This is a genomic window from Moraxella sp. HMSC061H09 (genome assembly GCF_001809255.1).
Classification (GTDB): Bacteria; Pseudomonadota; Gammaproteobacteria; order Pseudomonadales; family Moraxellaceae; genus Moraxella; species Moraxella catarrhalis.
This window is the reverse complement of sequence record NZ_KV796840.1, coordinates 1-17,680: the sequence shown is the minus strand read 5'-3', so window position 1 is coordinate 17,680 and position 17,680 is coordinate 1. Positions and strand designations below refer to the sequence as shown.

Annotated in this window: 15 protein-coding genes; 11 read left to right on the top strand and 4 right to left on the bottom strand. The window is 44.5% G+C overall.

The features are described 5' to 3' along the window. Positions 1-3: 3 nt before the first annotated feature. Positions 4-756, top strand: a complete 753-nt coding sequence (gene trmD / locus HMPREF2573_RS03190) for a tRNA (guanosine(37)-N1)-methyltransferase TrmD (protein WP_070472529.1) — start codon at positions 4-6, stop codon at positions 754-756. A 146-nt stretch (positions 757-902) separates the two neighbouring features. Continuing rightward, the gene (gene rplS / locus HMPREF2573_RS03185; protein WP_003658988.1) at positions 903-1,274 is read left to right on the top strand and encodes a 50S ribosomal protein L19; all 372 of its coding nucleotides are present in this window, start codon (positions 903-905) and stop codon (positions 1,272-1,274) included. 161 nt (positions 1,275-1,435) lie between these two features. Here the strand turns inward: rplS and HMPREF2573_RS03180 are convergent, their stop codons facing one another. Continuing rightward, positions 1,436-1,891, bottom strand: a complete 456-nt coding sequence (locus tag HMPREF2573_RS03180; RefSeq protein ID WP_003669341.1) for a pilin — start codon at positions 1,889-1,891, stop codon at positions 1,436-1,438. 398 nt (positions 1,892-2,289) lie between these two features. Between HMPREF2573_RS03180 and acnB the strand changes: the two genes are divergently transcribed. The 5 genes from acnB (at position 2,290) to hutI (ending at position 11,024) form a co-directional block, all read left to right on the top strand. Further along, the gene (gene acnB / locus HMPREF2573_RS03175) at positions 2,290-4,914 is read left to right on the top strand and encodes a bifunctional aconitate hydratase 2/2-methylisocitrate dehydratase (RefSeq protein WP_070472586.1); all 2,625 of its coding nucleotides are present in this window, start codon (positions 2,290-2,292) and stop codon (positions 4,912-4,914) included. A 159-nt stretch (positions 4,915-5,073) separates the two neighbouring features. Further along, a complete protein-coding gene (gene hutU, locus HMPREF2573_RS03170) occupies positions 5,074-6,789 on the top strand; it encodes a urocanate hydratase (RefSeq protein WP_003665283.1) in 1,716 nt (571 codons plus the stop codon). Positions 6,790-6,886: 97 nt separating this feature from the next. Continuing rightward, complete coding sequence (gene hutH / locus HMPREF2573_RS03165; RefSeq protein WP_070472527.1) at positions 6,887-8,440, top strand: histidine ammonia-lyase; 1,554 nt, start codon at positions 6,887-6,889, stop codon at positions 8,438-8,440. 110 nt (positions 8,441-8,550) lie between these two features. After that, complete coding sequence (gene hutG / locus HMPREF2573_RS03160; protein WP_003663335.1) at positions 8,551-9,615, top strand: formimidoylglutamase; 1,065 nt, start codon at positions 8,551-8,553, stop codon at positions 9,613-9,615. A 95-nt stretch (positions 9,616-9,710) separates the two neighbouring features. After that, positions 9,711-11,024, top strand: a complete 1,314-nt coding sequence (hutI, locus tag HMPREF2573_RS03155; RefSeq protein ID WP_070472583.1) for an imidazolonepropionase — start codon at positions 9,711-9,713, stop codon at positions 11,022-11,024. Here the strand turns inward: hutI and HMPREF2573_RS03150 are convergent. Then, positions 11,011-11,928: a DMT family transporter gene (locus tag HMPREF2573_RS03150; protein WP_070472524.1), complete on the bottom strand. Its 918-nt coding sequence runs from the start codon at positions 11,926-11,928 to the stop codon at positions 11,011-11,013. The genes hutI and HMPREF2573_RS03150 overlap by 14 nt on opposite strands. 246 nt (positions 11,929-12,174) lie before the next feature. Here HMPREF2573_RS03150 and HMPREF2573_RS03145 point away from each other — a divergent pair, with 246 nt between their 5' ends. Together HMPREF2573_RS03145 and HMPREF2573_RS03140 are read left to right on the top strand one after the other, a co-directional pair. Beyond that, positions 12,175-12,924, top strand: a complete 750-nt coding sequence (locus HMPREF2573_RS03145; protein WP_003659002.1) for an electron transfer flavoprotein subunit beta/FixA family protein — start codon at positions 12,175-12,177, stop codon at positions 12,922-12,924. A gap of 38 nt (positions 12,925-12,962) precedes the next feature. Beyond that, positions 12,963-13,892: an electron transfer flavoprotein subunit alpha/FixB family protein gene (locus HMPREF2573_RS03140; protein WP_003659004.1), complete on the top strand. Its 930-nt coding sequence runs from the start codon at positions 12,963-12,965 to the stop codon at positions 13,890-13,892. Positions 13,893-14,143: 251 nt separating this feature from the next. On the opposite strand, the gene HMPREF2573_RS03135 is transcribed toward HMPREF2573_RS03140, so the two are convergent. Beyond that, positions 14,144-14,920 (bottom strand): TrmH family RNA methyltransferase, encoded by a 777-nt coding sequence (locus HMPREF2573_RS03135; RefSeq protein ID WP_042510223.1) that lies wholly within the window; start codon positions 14,918-14,920, stop codon positions 14,144-14,146. A gap of 87 nt (positions 14,921-15,007) precedes the next feature. Further along, positions 15,008-16,006 carry a class 1 fructose-bisphosphatase gene (locus HMPREF2573_RS03130; RefSeq protein WP_003659009.1) on the bottom strand — a complete coding sequence of 333 codons (999 nt, stop codon included), beginning with the start codon at positions 16,004-16,006 and terminating at the stop codon, positions 15,008-15,010. Positions 16,007-16,257: 251 nt separating this feature from the next. Here HMPREF2573_RS03130 and HMPREF2573_RS03125 point away from each other — a divergent pair, with 251 nt between their 5' ends. Both HMPREF2573_RS03125 and HMPREF2573_RS03120 read left to right on the top strand, forming a co-directional pair. Next, positions 16,258-17,277 carry an aspartate carbamoyltransferase catalytic subunit gene (locus HMPREF2573_RS03125; RefSeq protein WP_042510224.1) on the top strand — a complete coding sequence of 340 codons (1,020 nt, stop codon included), beginning with the start codon at positions 16,258-16,260 and terminating at the stop codon, positions 17,275-17,277. 38 nt (positions 17,278-17,315) lie between these two features. Next, on the top strand, positions 17,316-17,680 hold a 365-nt coding region (locus HMPREF2573_RS03120; protein WP_070472521.1), incomplete at its 3' end, for a tetratricopeptide repeat protein.

The following is a 17,680-nucleotide window of genomic DNA, read 5'->3' as shown; positions in this document are numbered from 1 at the left end:
TGAGTGTTTTTTGCGGTTATCAGCATTTTGCCAGAGATGTTTAGTGCTATTAAAGACTATGGCATCGTGGGTCGTGCGGTTAAAAATGGTCAAGTGAATATCCAAGTCATCAACCCAAGGAATTTTACGACAGATAATTATAAACGCATAGATGAGCGTCCTTTTGGTGGCGGTCCTGGCATGGTGATGATGGCAGAACCGCTTGAAAAGGCAATTTTATATGCCAAAAAATTAGCTGGCAGGGCAGGTTGTGATATCCAAAATGGCAGATGCCCTGTGGTATATCTATCACCACAAGGCAAAACTTTAAGCGAGCCTTTGGTTGCCACCATGCCAAATCTTGATGGCATGATACTATTATGTGGTCGATATGAAGGCATTGATGAGCGATTGATTACTTGCTATGTTGACCAAGAGATATCTATTGGAGATTATGTTCTGACAGGTGGTGAATTGCCTGCGATGGTATTGATGGATAGCGTCATTCGGCGATTGCCCCAGATTATGGGCGATGATCTGTCCGCCGAGCAAGATTCGTTTGTTGATGGCCTTTTGGATTGTCCGCACTATACCAAGCCGCTTGATTTTCATGGTCAAACTGTACCGTCAGTTTTACTTTCAGGACATCATGCCAATATTAATAAATGGCGTTTTTTAGAGCAAGTCAAACGCACCAAAGCCCGCCGCCCAGAGCTTTGGCAAAATTTTATACCAAATAAACAGCAAGCCAAGTGGCTAAAAGACTTGGAAGATTGATTTAAATTCATTAAAATCTGTATGGTTCAGATGTAGCGTGCGTGATGCCGCTTTATTAACGATGGTATGCGACTTTTTAACCATTGCCTAACTTTGTGTTTTGCAAGAAAGTTTTAGCCTCTGCCATGATTATCAGGAGAAATCTTGTGAGTAATAAACATCCTTTAGTTCAAGTTGTTGAAAATGCACAACTAAAAGACCATCCATCATTTGCACCAGGTGATACGGTTGTTGTTCAAGTTAAAGTTCGTGAAGGTGACCGTGAGCGTCAACAGGCCTTTGAAGGCGTGGTTATCGCTAAGCGTAACCGTGGGCTAAACTCAGCATTCACTGTTCGTAAAATCTCAAGCGGTGTTGGCGTTGAGCGTGCATTCCAATTACATTCACCATTGATTGCTAGTATTGAAGTGAAGCGTCGTGGTGATGTTCGTCGTGCCAAACTTTACTATTTGCGTGAGCGTTCAGGTAAATCTGCACGTATTAAAGAAAAGTTGGGTGTTCGCAAAACTGCAGAATAATTCTGCCATTTGCCCAACCCAAAAAAAATCCCCAAGTTATCACCTTGGGGATTTTTTAGTGGATTTTCTTTATGTTTGGCTAAAAAAACCATAGAATTTTAAGACACATATCATTAAGTTAAGCTACTGGTATATTATAGATAACCTAAGTAAAGATAAGCTTAAGAAGATGATTGAGGTGAAGATGATTGAGGCGTCGCAGAGCTTGTGCATCCTTTTGGTGCAAGGTCTTTATCGACGGTGGTGGCACAATGCCAGCCGCCTGACGCTGTGTGTGACCAAGTGATACTTTGATTGTGTAAAGCATTGGCAGCGGTATTATTAAAATTTGCCTTAATAGTGCTGGTACCAGTGGCCTGCTGTGCCAGTTCAATAATTGGCTTATCTTTTATCAAATCACTTGAGATGGTCGTATCACATTTGGTACTGTCTGTAATGCCTTGGAGTAGACACATTTCAACAGCCGTACGCAGTTGGCTGGTTTCCATCATGACACGATTTACTTGGGCGGTAACGACGCGTTTTTGGTATTGAGGTATGGCAAACATCGCCAAAACGCCGATGATTAATATGACAATCATCAGCTCTATGAGAGTAAATCCTTGTTGTGCTTTCATACGATTATCCAAACAATTAAAATTCTCATTTTGCCATACCGTTTATAAATATACAATAAAAAATTATTAAAACAAGCGTTGTATTGTATCTTTAATCATCGTGCGAATATTAATCACATCAATTTAAAAGACAAACTTGGTAAATTTTTAATAGTTGTTAGCCATTTAGATATATTTATTAATTTAATAGGATATTTTTTAAATAAATATTGAGTATCTTTGGATATTTTTTGTAATTATTGCAGTTTTAGGCTATTATTATCAGTGGAGAAGTAACGCTTGTTTGTATTCAAAACAGGTAAGGTTATCTTTAGGCACTTGTAAGTTTATCAATTATTCTTGATTTGCAAGCACCGATTAAGATTATTTAGTTTAAAAGAGGATATGCTATGTCGCAAATGCTAACCGAATACAGAGTCCATGTCGCTGAGCGTGAAGTCTTAGGCGTGCCACCACAACCATTAACTGATGTCCAAACTGCCGATTTGATTGAACTCCTAAAAAACCCTCCACAAGGCGAAGAAGAGTACTTGATAGACTTGCTTGAAAACCGTGTGCCAGCAGGGGTTGACCAAGCCGCTTATGTCAAAGCCGCCTTTTTAAATGCCATCGTCAAAGGCGAGACCAGCTCCCCACTCATCAACAAAGAGCGTGCGGTATATCTATTAGGTACCATGTTAGGCGGCTATAATGTTGCACCTTTGGTTGAATTGCTTGATGATGATGAACTGGGCGAATTGGCTGCCAAAGCACTCAAAAAAACCCTTTTGGTCTTTGATGCTTTTCATGATATAGAAGAAAAAGCCAAAGCGGGCAATGCCAATGCCAAAGCCGTGCTAGAATCTTGGGCAGAAGGCGAGTGGTTTACAAATCGCTCCAAAGTGCCAGAAGAGATGACCATCACCGTATTTAAAGTCACTGGCGAGACCAACACAGATGACCTATCACCTGCCCAAGATGCGTGGAGTCGCCCTGACATTCCGCTACACGCTAACGCCATGCTAAAAAATGAGCGTGAGGGCATTCATCCAGAAAAAAATGGTGAGGTTGGTCCTTTGACCCAAATCCAAGAGCTGCTTGACAGAGGTCATCCTGTTGCCTATGTGGGTGATGTTGTTGGTACAGGTTCTAGCCGTAAATCAGCAACTAACTCTGTATTGTGGTTCTTTGGTGAAGAGATTCCCCACATTCCAAACAAAAAAGATGGCGGTGTGTGTTTGGGCGGTAAAATTGCCCCCATTTTCTTTAATACCATGGAAGATGCTGGGGCGTTGCCTGTTGAGATTGATGTAACCGAGATGAACATGGGTGATGAGATTACCCTAAAAATTGACCACGCAAATGCAACTGTTGCCGCCTTTAAAGATGGCACACAAATTGCCAAATCTAAACTAAAAACCCCTGTACTGCTAGATGAGGTGCGTGCTGGTGGTCGCATTAACCTTATCATCGGTCGCAACTTAACAAGCAAGGCTCGTGAATCCTTGGGTCTTGAACCATCCACTCTATTTCGCACCCCAGAGCAACCTGCCGATACTGGCAAAGGCTTTACCTTAGCCCAAAAAATGGTGGGTCGTGCCTGTGGTCTGCCAGAGGGGCAAGGCATTCGCCCAAATACCTACTGTGAACCGAAGATGACAACCGTAGGCTCACAAGACACCACAGGCCCGATGACTCGTGATGAACTCAAAGATTTGGCATGTCTGGGCTTCTCATCTGACCTTGTCATGCAGTCGTTTTGTCATACCGCCGCTTATCCAAAGCCGATTGATGTGGTAACGCATCACACCCTACCTGATTTTATCATGAACCGTGGCGGTGTCAGCTTACGCCCAGGCGATGGGGTGATTCACTCATGGCTAAACCGCATGTTGTTGCCTGACACCGTTGGTACCGGTGGCGACAGTCATACTCGCTTTCCTATTGGCATCTCATTTCCAGCAGGTTCAGGTCTTGTAGCGTTCGCTGCTGCCACTGGTGTGATGCCACTTGACATGCCTGAATCTGTACTGGTCAAATTCAAAGGCAAAATGCAACCTGGTATTACTTTGCGTGATTTGGTTCATGCCATTCCTTACTATGCCATCCAAGCGGGTGATTTGACGGTTGAGAAAAAGGGCAAGAAAAATATCTTTTCTGGTCGCATCTTAGAGATTGATTTGACTGAGATGGAAAATGACTTGACCGTTGAACAAGCGTTTGAGTTATCCGACGCTTCTGCTGAACGCTCTGCCGCAGGCTGTGCCATCACGGTATCAGAAGAAAAAGTGGCAGAATACTTACGCTCTAACATCGTCATGCTAAAATGGATGATTGCCGAAGGTTATGGCGATGCTCGTACACTGGCTCGCCGTGCTGAAAATATGCAAAAATGGCTTGACAACCCAAGCCTACTAAAAGCAGATGCTGATGCTGAGTACGCCAAAGTATATGAGATTGACCTTGCTGACATCAAAGAGCCAATCCTATGCTGTCCAAATGACCCTGATGATGCCAAACTGCTCTCAGAGGTTGCAGGCGATAAGATTGATGAGGTATTCATCGGTTCGTGCATGACCAACATTGGGCATTTTCGTGCCGCAGGTAAGCTGTTGCAAGAAGTACCAGCGGGCAGCCTAACCACTCGCTTGTGGATTGCACCACCCACTAAAATGGATGAACGCCAACTGATGGATGAGGGTTATTACAACACTTATGCCCAGGCAGGAGCAAGAACCGAAATGCCCGGCTGTTCACTGTGCATGGGCAACCAAGCACGCATCGCACCCAACTGTACCGCCGTTTCAACATCCACCCGTAATTTCCCAAATCGCTTAGGTCAAGGGGCAAATGTCTATCTGGCATCTGCTGAACTTGCCTCTGTGGCATCTGTACTGGGCAGACTGCCAACTGTTGAAGAGTATATGGGGTATGCAGGTAAACTAGAATCCATGGAGGCGGAAGTTTATAACTACCTAAACTTTGACCAAATGGGTGAATATACTGGCAGAGCTGATAGAATTGATGTTGCACAGCTGAACTAAGATATCATCTTTATTCAAAATACCGTTATCTGATGATGACGGTATTTTTTGTTTAAGATTGAAAAATCATTTGTACAGATAATTATTTTTTGCTATTATTAGTATATACAATTTATTACGATCTTTAATAATTTAAATTTTAGCAAAAAGGACATTTTTATGAACCAATTTACTCGCACTGACACAAGCCGTGTCATCAAAGCCCCAACAGGCACAGCATTGACCTGTAAAAGCTGGCTTAGCGAAGCCCCTTACCGCATGATACAAAATAACCTACACCCTGATGTCGCCGAAAACCCCCAAAGTCTTGTGGTCTATGGCGGAATTGGGCGGGCGGCACGCAACTGGGAATGTTATGACCAAATTTTGGCAAGTCTAAAACAGCTAGAAGATGACCAAACACTGCTCATTCAATCAGGCAAACCCGTTGGCGTGTTCAACACTCACGAAAATGCCCCCAGAGTGTTAATTGCCAACTCCAACCTTGTGCCACGCTGGGCAACTTGGGAGCATTTTAACGAGCTTGACCGCAAAGATTTGTTCATGTATGGGCAGATGACCGCAGGCAGCTGGATTTACATTGGCACACAAGGCATTGTGCAGGGTACTTATGAGACCTTTGCCGAAGCAGGGCGGCAGCACTTTGGCACAAAAAAAGGCGACAAAAGCACCGATAACTGGAAAGGGCGTTGGATTTTGACCGCAGGGCTTGGTGGCATGGGTGGGGCTCAGCCACTGGCAGCGACTTTTGCAGGGGCGACATCGCTTAACATTGAATGCCAACAGTCAAGCATTGATTTTCGTTTGCGTACAGGCTATGTGGATAAGCAGGCAAACGACTTAGACCACGCTTATGAACTCATCAAAGAACACACCAGTAAAGGTGAGGCGGTATCCATCGCTCTTTTGGGCAATGCCGCTCAAATTTTGCCACAGATTGTTCAGCGTGCCAAAAATGGCGACATCAAGCCTGATTTTGTTACCGACCAAACATCAGCCCATGACTTAATTCATGGTTACCTGCCCATTGGCTGGACGGTGGATGATTGGAGGGCTGCCCAACAAGACCCAAGCCAACACGCCAAATTGACCCAAGAGGCTGCCAAATCGTGTGCCATTCATGTGCAAGCCATGCTTGATTTGCAAAAGATGGGCGTGCCTGCCACCGATTATGGCAATAATATCCGTCAAGTTGCCTTTGACGCTGGGGTGAAAAATGCCTTTGATTTTCCAGGCTTTGTGCCTGCTTATATTCGTCCGCTATTTTGTCAAGGCAAGGGCCCGTTTCGTTGGGTGGCACTCTCTGGCGACCCTGAGGACATTTATAAAACCGACCAAAAAATCAAAGAGCTGTTCCCAGAGAACACACATGTACATAATTGGCTGGACATGGCAAAAGACCGCATTCACTTTCAAGGTCTGCCTGCCCGCATTTGCTGGCTGGGTTTGGGTGAGCGAGACAAGGCAGGTCTGGCATTTAATGAGATGGTGAAAAATGGCGAACTAAAAGGCCCGATTGTCATCGGACGAGACCACCTAGACACAGGGTCAGTTGCCAGCCCCAACCGAGAAAGTGAATCCATGAAAGATGGCACCGATGCGGTGTCCGACTGGGCATTATTAAATGGCATGCTCAATGTGGCAGGCGGGGCAACCTGGGTAAGCCTGCACCATGGCGGTGGTGTGGGCATGGGTTATAGCCAGCATTCTGGCATGGTGATTGTCGCCGATGGCACAGAAGCGGCCGCCAAACGCCTTGCCAATGTGCTGGTCAATGACTGTGGCAGTGGCGTCATGCGTCATGCTGATGCAGGCTATGAATTGGCGATTGAAACTGCCAAAAACTATGGCTTAAATCTGCCGATGGTGAAATAAGTTGTCAATGATGGTTTTAAAAAATGTTCAGTTGTTGCCAATAAACCCAAATCAACAAACTTAATAAACTTAAAACAAATTATTGTTTGGAGAAACCATGAATTCGCTCATATTAACCCCACGAAACCTCACCTTTGCCCAGCTTCGCCAAGTGTACGATGGCCCTGTCAAAATCAGCCTTGACCCAACAGCGTATGAAGCGATTGACGCATCTCGTCAAGCGGTGCAAGCCATCATTGCCAAAGATAAGCCCGCCTATGGCATTAACACTGGCTTTGGCCTGCTTGCCAAAAAACGCATCAGTGATGATGAGCTTGAGCTGCTTCAACGCAATTTGATTTTATCGCATTCGGTTGGCACAGGCGACAGATTGCCTGATGAGGTGGTACGACTGATTATGGTGATGAAAGTATCAAGCTTGGCTCAAGGCGTGTCAGGCGTTCGCCGTGAAGTGGTGGACAGCCTTTTGGGCTTAATCAATCACAATATCATTCCCCATATTCCTGCCAAAGGCTCGGTTGGGGCGTCAGGGGATTTGGCGCCTTTATCGCACATGACGCTTGCCATGTTGGGATTTGGCGATGTGTCTGTGAATGGCGAAAACATGTCAGCAAAAAAGGCCCTTGATGACGCAGGGTTAACTCCGATTGTGTTGGCGGCCAAAGAAGGATTGGCACTGATTAACGGCACGCAAACATCGACCGCCTTGGCTTTGCGTGGCTATTTTATGGCACAAGATTTGCTGGCGGCCGCCACGGTGGTTGGCAGCATGTCCATTGACGCTGCCAAAGGCTCAGATGCCCCATTTGACGCTCGCATTCATGACGCTCGTGGGCATCATGGTCAGACACAAATCGCCAGTGCTCATCGCCAGTTAATCGCTGACAGCCAAATCCGTGCATCACACAAAGAAGATGATGAAAGAGTACAAGACCCTTATTGTTTGCGTTGTCAGCCACAAGTGATGGGGGCGTGTTTGGATGTGATTAACCAAGCAGGCAAAACTTTGTTGATTGAAGCCAATGCCGTTACCGATAACCCCTTGATTTTTAATGACAATGATGGCCCTGTGGCAATCTCAGGCGGTAACTTTCATGCCGAACCTGTGGCATTTGCTGCTGACATGTTGGCACTTGCCATCAGTGAGATTGGTTCAATGAGTGAACGGCGTATCGCTTTGCTCATTGATGCCACTTTATCGGGCTTGCCTGCCTTTTTGGTCAAAAATCCAGGGGTGAACTCAGGATTTATGATAGCCCATGTGACCGCCGCCGCTTTGGCCTCTGAAAATAAATCACACGCTCACCCAGCATCTGTCGACAGCATTCCAACCTCTGCCAACCAAGAAGACCATGTGTCAATGGCGACTTATGCAGGCAGGCGTTTATATGACATGGCTTGTAATACCGCCACCATTGTGGGCATTGAGCTTTTGGCAGCGGCTCAAGGCGTGGATTTTCATCTGGAAGAGGGTTTACACACCTCACCAAAACTTGCCAGTGTTCATCAAACATTACGCCAAAGCGTCGCCCATTATGACAAAGACCGCTACTTTGCCCCAGACATCGAAAACGCCAAACAGCTGGTGATTGATGGCAAGCTGATTGACAGCTGGCGGGAGTTGCGTACGGATTGGTTTTTGGCAAAATAACATCAATGTGTGTCTGTCATGTTGTCATGTCTGTGTTTTTTCATAAAGGGAAATGATTCAATGTCCTTTTATGAAAGAACCATTCAAGCTTTATAGGTTAGGAAATCATTATGACACCCCCCAATGTTTATCATCAAGCCCCTGATTTTAAGGCATACACAGGCAGGGCAGAACCTTTTGAAAATGACAAAGCTTGCTATTGGTATCAGTACATTCAAGCGTTTGATGATGCTCTTAATCGAAAAAACAATCAAAAAAACCAGCCAAAAATTGCCCTAATTGGATTTGCTTGCGACCAAGGGGTGAACCGCAACCAAGGACGCATTGGGGCTAAGCATGCCCCTGATGCCATTAAAAGCAGTTTTGCCAAATTACCAATTTCATATCAAACACAACAAGCCTTTCAATCAATGGCGGGCATCGTGACCGATGCAGGCAATGTTGTCTGTGATGATGATGACACAATTTGCCCCAATTTGTTAGAAATTGCTCAACAAGATTATGCTGATAAAATCAGCACGGTGCTAAACGCCAATGCCTTGCCGATTGGTTTGGGCGGTGGGCATGAAATCGCTTGGGGGTCGTTTTTAGGCTTGTGGCAACACATGGCAGTCGCCCCCACGCCTTTGGCAAACATTGGCATCATCAATTTAGATGCCCATTTTGATTTGCGTCAAGACCAATACGCCACTTCTGGCACACCGTTTCGCCAAATTGCTGAGCATTTGGACATAAAAGAGCAGCCATTTCATTATTTGTGCATAGGCATCAGTCAGTTTAGCAACACCGCCAGTTTATATGAGCAAGCCTTTGATTTGGGGGTGAGTGTGATTGGTGATGATGATTGCCATCGCCTTGATTGGCAAGCGATTGAACAAAAAATTTTGGCGTTTATTGCGCCGCTAGATGTGATTTATTTGACCATTGATATGGACTGTTTGGCAGGTTCTGTCATGCCTGCGGTGAGTGCGGTGGCGGCCAAAGGTTTAAGCCTTGATTTTGTTGAGCGTTGTGTTTTGCTGATTATCAATACAGGCAAAGTTAAGGTGATTGACATGGCAGAAGTGTCACCAAAATATGACATTGATGGGCGTGGGTTAAAAGTTGCTGGTCGTTTATTGGCGGTGATGGTTGAAGCGGTTTTATCATCATCATTCAAATCATTATCTAGATAAATCAGACCTAATTGTCAAATCAAGCACGGTGTTTTAAATCAAGCACATTGTTAACACAATGTTAAATTCAACCATTTGTTATGTATGATAAAACCATGAAAAATACCATGATGAAAACACATTTTGACTTATTAATCACCCATGCCAATATCGCCACCATGAACAGCGATTTTGGCTTTCATCTTGATAATCAAAGTAATCAAAGCAATCAAACAACCAAGACGGCAACGCCCTATGGGCAACTGACCAATCACGCCATTGGCATCAATGATGGCAAAATTACATGGATAGGCCATCATGATGATGCATCGTCATTCACCGCTGATAGGTTGATTGACGCTCAAGGCAAATGGCTTACCCCAGCCTTGATTGATTGCCACACCCATTTGGTGTATGCAGGCAACCGCAGTGATGAGTTTGAAGCACGGCTAACAGGGGTAAGTTATGAACAAATCGCCAAAAATGGCGGTGGCATCATCTCAACCGTCAATGCCACACGCCAAGCCAGCTTTGATGAATTATACGCCCAAAGTGAAAAACGCCTAAAAGCATTGCTTGCTGAAGGCGTGGCAACCCTTGAAATCAAATCAGGTTATGGGCTGGATTTGCAAAACGAACGCAAAATGTTGCAAGTTGCTCGCAAGCTTGGACAAGATTATGGCATCACGGTCAAAACCACCTATTTGGCAGCTCACGCCACACCGCCGGAGTATAAAGACGATGACGGCAATGCCCAAAACGATGCTTATATTGATAAAGTCTGTGAGTGGTTGCCAATTTTGCATCAAGAGGGTTTGGTCGATGCGGTAGATGCGTTTTGTGAAAACATCGCCTTTAACAAACAGCAGGTAAAAAAAGTCTTTGAGGTTGCTCAATCGTTGGGATTGCCTGTCAAATTACACGCCGAACAATTAAGCGATATGAGTGGTGGGGTGTTGGTGGCAAGTTTTGATGGTTTGTCTGCTGACCATATTGAATACCTAAGCGATGATAGCATTCAACGCATGGCACAATCAGGTACGGTGGGCGTGCTACTGCCAACGGCATTTTATGTGTTAAAAGAAACGCAATTACCTCCGATTGACAAAATGCGACAGCAAGGCGTATCTATGGCAATATCCACCGACTGCAACCCCGGAACATCGCCGTCTACTTCTATTTTGCTGGCGATGAACATGGCGTGTACCTTATTTAAACTCACGCCAGAAGAGGCGCTGGCAGGCACAACATTAAACGCCGCCAAAGCGTTGGGATTGCAAGACAGCAAAGGCAAAATTGCCATTGGTTATGATGCGGACATCGCCCTTTGGGACATTGAGCGTCCTGCGGATTTAAGTTATTTGATTGGGCAAAATACCTTGCAAGCTTTTTTGGTGGGTGGTCAGATTTATGCAATTAACGCCCAATAAACCAACGCCAAGGCTGTAACGCACCGATTGCCATGCCAATTAAGCCCATAACTAAGGTGGTATTTAGCATCTCGTCAAGTAGTGGTACTGCAATGATACTGGCAATAAAGGGTGCTAAGTTGGCGATACTACCTGCTTTGAAGATGCCAATTTTTGCGACAGCTTTGGCATAAGTTAATGTGGCAATAATGACCACAAAGATGCCATGAAAAATACCCTGAATTGCCAAATGCGTAGGTAGGGCGGTATGAAAAGCAGGCGTGATAAACATGGCATAAATCAGCGAATAGATGACCGCCGACCAAATCGCAACACCGCACATGATATGCCATGCCGAAAAGCTCCACTTGCGAAGCAGTACCGAAAACAAGCCCCAACATAAACCACTGGCAATAAACATCAAATCGCCACGCCCAAAATACCCATCGCCAATGATTATGCTGATGGTCATTAAAAGTAAAGTCATCACGATGATTGATAAGCCGATGCCTGTTTGTCGGTCGATGGGCGATCTTAGCATTATATAGCCAATAAGAGCGGCAAATAGCGGAAATGTACCATTTAAAAAAACCACGCCATGTGCCACAGGTGCATAAAAAAATCCGTTATAAACAAAGATACAATACCCAATACTGCCTACTAGAGCCAATATCAGCAGTTTAAAATCAAACAAAAATTGATAATCTTTTTTCCACCATAAAATGGGTAAAAGTACAGCAGCAGCGATACCAAATCGCAAAAGCAACACATCCCAAATCTGAATATGCCAATAGGCATTCATGCGAGCCATTAGCCCAAAAGCACCCCAAATGCACATGGTGATAAAGGTAAACAGATAGCCTTGTTGTTTATCAGATAAGCAATGAAATACAGCCATAACCAACCGCACAGACAAAAAGGTCATTGTATCATGTAAATCCCCGAACCTAAGCAATGAATGCCTAAAAATATGTTGGTGTGATGGTGAAATGGGTAAAATATTGTTACAAAAATGACCCATTGGTCAAAGTTGATATTTTTTGAGTGAAAATTTGCGTTCTATGGTTTACAAACCTGCGTGGAATGTGTATTGTATTGGGGAGTATGTTTTTATTTTATTTACCCAAAACTATTTTATTTACCCAAAACAAGTGATAAAAAAGAGGATTTTATGAAAATATTAGTCGCAGTCAAGCGTGTTGTTGACCATAATGTTAAAGTGCGTGTCAAAGCCGATGAATCAGGCGTTGAGCTTGCTAATGCTAAGATGAGCGTTAATCCATTTTGTGAAATCGCCATTGAAGAGGCGGTTCGCCTAAAAGAAAAAGGTGTCGCCAGTGAGATTATTGCAGTTTCTATTGGCACGAGCCAATCATCAGAGCAAATTCGCTCAGCATTGGCATTGGGTGCTGACCGTGGTATTTTGGTTGAAACAGACGCCAAAGCACAGCCATTACAAGTCGCCAAAATCCTAAAAGGCGTGGCAGAAGCTGAAGGTGTGCAGATTGTACTACTGGGTAAACAGGCCATTGATGATGATAATAACCAAACAGGGCAAATGCTTGCCGCCTTAATGGGTGTGGGTCAAGGCACATTTGCATCAGAGGTGGTTGTTGAAGGCGATAAAGTGCATGTGACTCGTGAAATTGATGGCGGTTTACAAACGGTGGCATTACCATTGCCTGCAGTGATTACAACTGACTTGCGTTTGAATGAACCTCGTTTTCCTAAGTTGCCAAATATCATGGCAGCCAAGAAAAAACCCCTTGATACCAAATCTCCTGCAGATTTTGGGGTGGAAATGAACGCTAAGCTTGAGACCATTAAAGTATCTGCACCAAAAGAGCGTTCGGCAGGCGTTAAAGTGTCATCCGTTGATGAGTTGATTGACAAGCTAAAAAATGAAGCACGTGTTATTTAATACCCATGATAAACCGATAAAGCTTAAGGATAAAAATTATGACAATTTTAGTATATGCAGAACATGATAATAAAGAATTAAAGCCAGCAACACTTGCAACTGTTACCGCAGCTGTGCAAATGGGCAGTGATGTACATCTTTTGGTAGCAGGTGCTGATTGCCAAGCTGTGGCACAAGAAGCCGCCAAAGTGGCAGGCGTGAGCAAGGTTTTGGTGGCAGATAATGCCGCTTATGCCAATCAGCTGGCAGAAAATGTCTCGTTGTTGGTCAAGGCTTTGGCAACTGATTATAGCCATGTTGTTGCCCCTGCAACTACCACTGGCAAGAACTTTTTGCCACGAGTGGCGGCACTGTTAGATGTGAGCATGGTATCAGACATCACCGCCGTTATAGATGCCAATACTTTTGAGCGTCCAATTTATGCTGGTAACGCAATCGCCACAGTCAAATCAAGTGAAAATGTGGTTGTGGTGTCAGTGCGTGGTACAGCATTTGAGCCAGCAGAATTGACGGGCAGCGCTTCTATTGAATCGGTAGATATCGCCGAAGATGCTGATAAATCAAGTTTTGTGAAAGAAGAGCTTGCCAAAACTGATCGTCCAGAGCTGACCTCAGCCAACATTGTCGTTTCAGGGGGTCGTGCATTGGCAAGTGGTGAGAATTTCACCAAATACATTGAACCTTTGGCTGATAAGCTGGGTGCTGCGGTTGGTGCCAGTCGTGCTGCTGTTGATGCAGGTTTTGTACCCAATGATATGCAAGTGGGACAAACTGGTAAAATCGTTGCACCTAATTTGTACATTGCCATCGGTATTTCAGGGGCGATTCAGCATTTGGCAGGCATGAAGGATTCAAAAACCATCGTGGCGATCAACAACGACCCAGAGTCACCCATTGCATCGGTGGCTGATTATTTCTTAGAAGGTGATTTGTTTCATGTCGTGCCTGAACTGATTGAAAAGCTATAAGCTAAGCCATCAATTATTGATATACACAGTTGATGACTTGTGTCCAAAAAAGCATCCAAATTGATTGGGTGCTTTTTTTTTGATGCATAAGTTTTTGGGGCATGCTACGCTTGATAATCGATTAATACTTTAAAAAGTTTATTAAAAATTTATAAAAATAAAAGGGTTGTTTTTAGATGAAAATTAAATCAATTATTAAGTTTTATCATCGTTTAAACAATGTGATTAAGCATGGCTATGGCGTTTAACCATCATACAAGATAATGACGCTGACGCAACATTTCATAAAAACATACCGAACCTGCGATACCAACATTTAGGCTTTCTTGTCCGCCTGGTTGTGGTAAGGCGATGGGTATTGCATTGTTTAAAAATTCATCACGCACACCTTGACCTTCATGCCCTAGCACCCAAGCGATGGGGCCGGTTAAATCATGGTCATAGATCACTTTATTTGTATGTGAACTTGTCGCATATAAAGGCGTTTTTAGCTTTTGTAAAATCTCATCAACAGCGATATGTTCATAAATTGACATTGAAAAATGAGCGCCCATCCCTGCACGCAGGCATTTGGGTGACCACAAATGAGCGGTATTAGGCGAGGTGATGACCGTCTGAATGCCAACCGCCGAAGCAGTTCGTAATAGTGTGCCGATATTACCCAAATCCTGCAAGCCATCAAGAATTAAGCAATCACCGCTGATCGTTGGTAATGACCGATGGGGAATATCAATCACAGCCATGACACTGACACTATCGCCCAGCGTGCGTATTTGTGGGTATAAAGTATCGCTGATGATGGTGATTTGTTTGGGGTCAATTTGGGATAATAACGGTAAAACCTCATCATGAGCCGTGGCAGACTCTGAGACAATAAGCCTGTGGACGGCTGGCGTTTGTTTAAGATAGGCTTCTACCAAATGCACGCCCTCGATAACCGTTTGCCTGCTTTTTTTGCGAGTGCGATGATGGCCAAGTAGGGCGTGAGTGTGTTTGATGATGGGGTTGTCTTTAGAAGTGATGGTCATAATTGTGTGTGATCATGAATGATAATTGATAGTGATAACATAAAGCTAATAAATCAAAAGCCGCCTTGATGGCGACTTTTTGGAGAATTATGCCATCTCACCATTTGCCAAGATACCTGCTTTGGCATGTAAATTTTTGACATAATCAACCTCTTCTTTGGCACCAAGTACCACAGGAATACGCTGATGAATGTGGCTGGGCTGAATGTCCATAATGCGTACCACGCCATCAGTACTTGCACCGCCTGCTTGCTCAATGATAAAACTCATGGGATTGGCTTCATACATCAAGCGTAGCTTACCTGCTTTACCTGCAATTTTGGTGTCAAAAGGATACATAAACACCCCACCACGAATCAAAATACGATGCACATCTGCAATCATCGCTGCCACCCAACGCATATTATAATCTTTATTGCGGATACCCATATCACCTGCAACCAAGCCATTGATATATTCTTTGATGGGGTCTAGCCAGTAGCGATAATTTGACGCATTAATGGCGTATTCTGTTGCACTTTCATCAATTTTTACTTGATTATCAATGCGTAGGTATTCTTGTGTTGTTGGGTCAAGACTAAACATGACAACACCTTGCCCCAGCGTCATTGCCAGCATGGTACTGGTACCATAAATAAAATAGCCTGCTGCCAATTGTGAAGTACCTTTTTGTAAAAAGTCGGCTTCGGTGGCTTGGCTACCCACACGCTGATACGGCAAAATAGAAAAAATCGTACCCACAGTCATATTAATATCAATATTTGATGAGCCATCTAATGGGTCAAAAGTGACCAGTAATGTTCCATCATCATGAGCAGGGCTAATTTCATCCAGCTCTTCGGAGGCAACGCCTGCACAGTGTGGGTTCTTGGTTAGGGCATCAAGGAGTAAATTATTGGCGATGACATCGAGTTTTTTTTGGGCTTCGCCTTGAATATTTTGGTTACCTGCTTCGCCGTGGATGCCTGCCAACGCCCCTTTATCAAGTAAGGCACTGATGGCGATACTGCTGTTTGCCAAAGTGCCGAGCGTGCTGGCAAGCTCATCACTTGCGTGTGATTGTAAATATTGGGTTAATGTCATCATAAAATATCCTTAAAAATATCTTGAGAATTATCATCATCAAATCAGCAGACTAAGCCAATCAGACCGTGATAATTTTTTGGCATATTTTACCATAAATCTGATGGTCTGTGTGTTGCCTTGTTGGTATGGATTTTTGTGGGTTTATTTTGTAAAACAATATTGTTTTGAATGGGAAAAATTTGTTAAAATGACTTAATTTTATTTTGCCACGGCACAAGCACGCATCACAAGCATGCACCTAAGGAAAACCCATGACCGCCACCACCGCCCGCCTAAATCAAACCCTTGTCCGCCCACAGCTTATCCCCAATGACAATACTGGCATCCGCCATTTTATCGGTGTGGAGGGGTTAAATAAAAGCCAGCTTGAAAGTATCATTGATAAGGCGATGGGTTATTTTGATGAAGATGGCAAGCTGATTAACACCACAGAGCTGTCAGGCAAGACGGTGATGAATCTGTTTTTTGAAAATTCCACACGCACTCGCACCACCTTTGAGGCCGCCCAAAAACGCTTGGGTGCTAATGTGCTAAACCTTGACATCGCGCGTTCAAGCACCAACAAAGGCGAGACTTTGCGTGATACCCTTTGGAATTTGGAGGCGATGAGTGCCGATATGTTTGTGGTGCGTCATTCTGCCAGTGGGGCGGCCCATTATATGGCGACCGAGGTTACCCCCAATGTTGCCATCATCAACGCAGGCGACGGCTGGCACGCCCACCCAACGCAGGCAATGCTTGACATGCTCACCATTTACCGTGAAGCAGATAAGCCCTTTGATGAACTTTCTGTGGCGATTGTTGGCGACATCAAGCACAGCCGTGTGGCTCGTTCGGACATTTCGGCTTTGACGACTTTGGGGGTGCGTGATATTCGTGTCATCGCCCCCAAGACTTTGTTACCAAAAGGCATAGAACGCTATGGCGTCTTAGTATTTGATGACATTGATAAAGGCGTGGCAGATGCTGATGTGATTATTGGCTTACGCATCCAAAATGAACGCATCGGCTCACCACTTTTGCCATCAACTTCTGAATATTTTAAAATGTATGGCATCACCGAACAACGGCTAAAACTTGCCAAGCCCAATGCATTGGTCATGCACCCAGGCCCTATGAACCGTGGTGTGGAGATTGCATCAAGCGTGGCAGACGGCAGTCAGTCGGTGATTTTAAAACAAGTCAATAACGGCATTGCGGTGCGTATGGCGGTCATGGCGTTGGCGATGGCAGGACAACGACAAGCAGGTGATTTTAAAGCTTACAACTAAGATGGATTTTTTATTTTATTTTTTATAAGGATAAAGTCATGTTAACAAAATTCACAGCATTAGCCATGGGTGTGTTGTTATCGGTATCGGCAATGGCGGTGGATATGGCGACGGCGGATGATATGGCAACTTTGACACGCCAAGCCCAAAGTGGTGATGCAGTGGCTCAGGTTGATTTGGCTCGTGAGTATTATCAGCAAGGTAACCATGCCAAAGCGGTGGAATGGATTACCAAAGCCGCAGGTCAAGGGCATGCAGGTGCTCAATATGGTTTGGGGTGGATGTATAGACAAGGTCAAGGCGTACGCCAAGATTATCAAAAAGCGGTGGAATGGACCACCAAAGCCGTAGGTCAAGGGCATGCAGGTGCTCAATATAATCTGGGTGTGATGTATGCCCAAGG

Bases quoted from the DNA above. Each gene is read 5' to 3' on its own strand.
- HMPREF2573_RS03180 (WP_003669341.1), bottom strand. From the start codon at position 1,891: ATGAAAGCACAACAAGGATTTACTCTCATAGAGCTGATGATTGTCATA.
- acnB (WP_070472586.1), top strand. From the start codon at position 2,290: ATGCTAACCGAATACAGAGTCCATGTCGCTGAGCGTGAAGTCTTAGGC.
- hutU (WP_003665283.1), top strand. From the start codon at position 5,074: ATGAACCAATTTACTCGCACTGACACAAGCCGTGTCATCAAAGCCCCA.
- hutH (WP_070472527.1), top strand. From the start codon at position 6,887: ATGAATTCGCTCATATTAACCCCACGAAACCTCACCTTTGCCCAGCTT.
- hutG (WP_003663335.1), top strand. From the start codon at position 8,551: ATGACACCCCCCAATGTTTATCATCAAGCCCCTGATTTTAAGGCATAC.
- hutI (WP_070472583.1), top strand. From the start codon at position 9,711: ATGAAAAATACCATGATGAAAACACATTTTGACTTATTAATCACCCAT.
- HMPREF2573_RS03150 (WP_070472524.1), bottom strand. From the start codon at position 11,928: ATGACCTTTTTGTCTGTGCGGTTGGTTATGGCTGTATTTCATTGCTTA.
- HMPREF2573_RS03145 (WP_003659002.1), top strand. From the start codon at position 12,175: ATGAAAATATTAGTCGCAGTCAAGCGTGTTGTTGACCATAATGTTAAA.
- HMPREF2573_RS03140 (WP_003659004.1), top strand. From the start codon at position 12,963: ATGACAATTTTAGTATATGCAGAACATGATAATAAAGAATTAAAGCCA.
- HMPREF2573_RS03135 (WP_042510223.1), bottom strand. From the start codon at position 14,920: ATGACCATCACTTCTAAAGACAACCCCATCATCAAACACACTCACGCC.
- HMPREF2573_RS03130 (WP_003659009.1), bottom strand. From the start codon at position 16,006: ATGATGACATTAACCCAATATTTACAATCACACGCAAGTGATGAGCTT.
- HMPREF2573_RS03125 (WP_042510224.1), top strand. From the start codon at position 16,258: ATGACCGCCACCACCGCCCGCCTAAATCAAACCCTTGTCCGCCCACAG.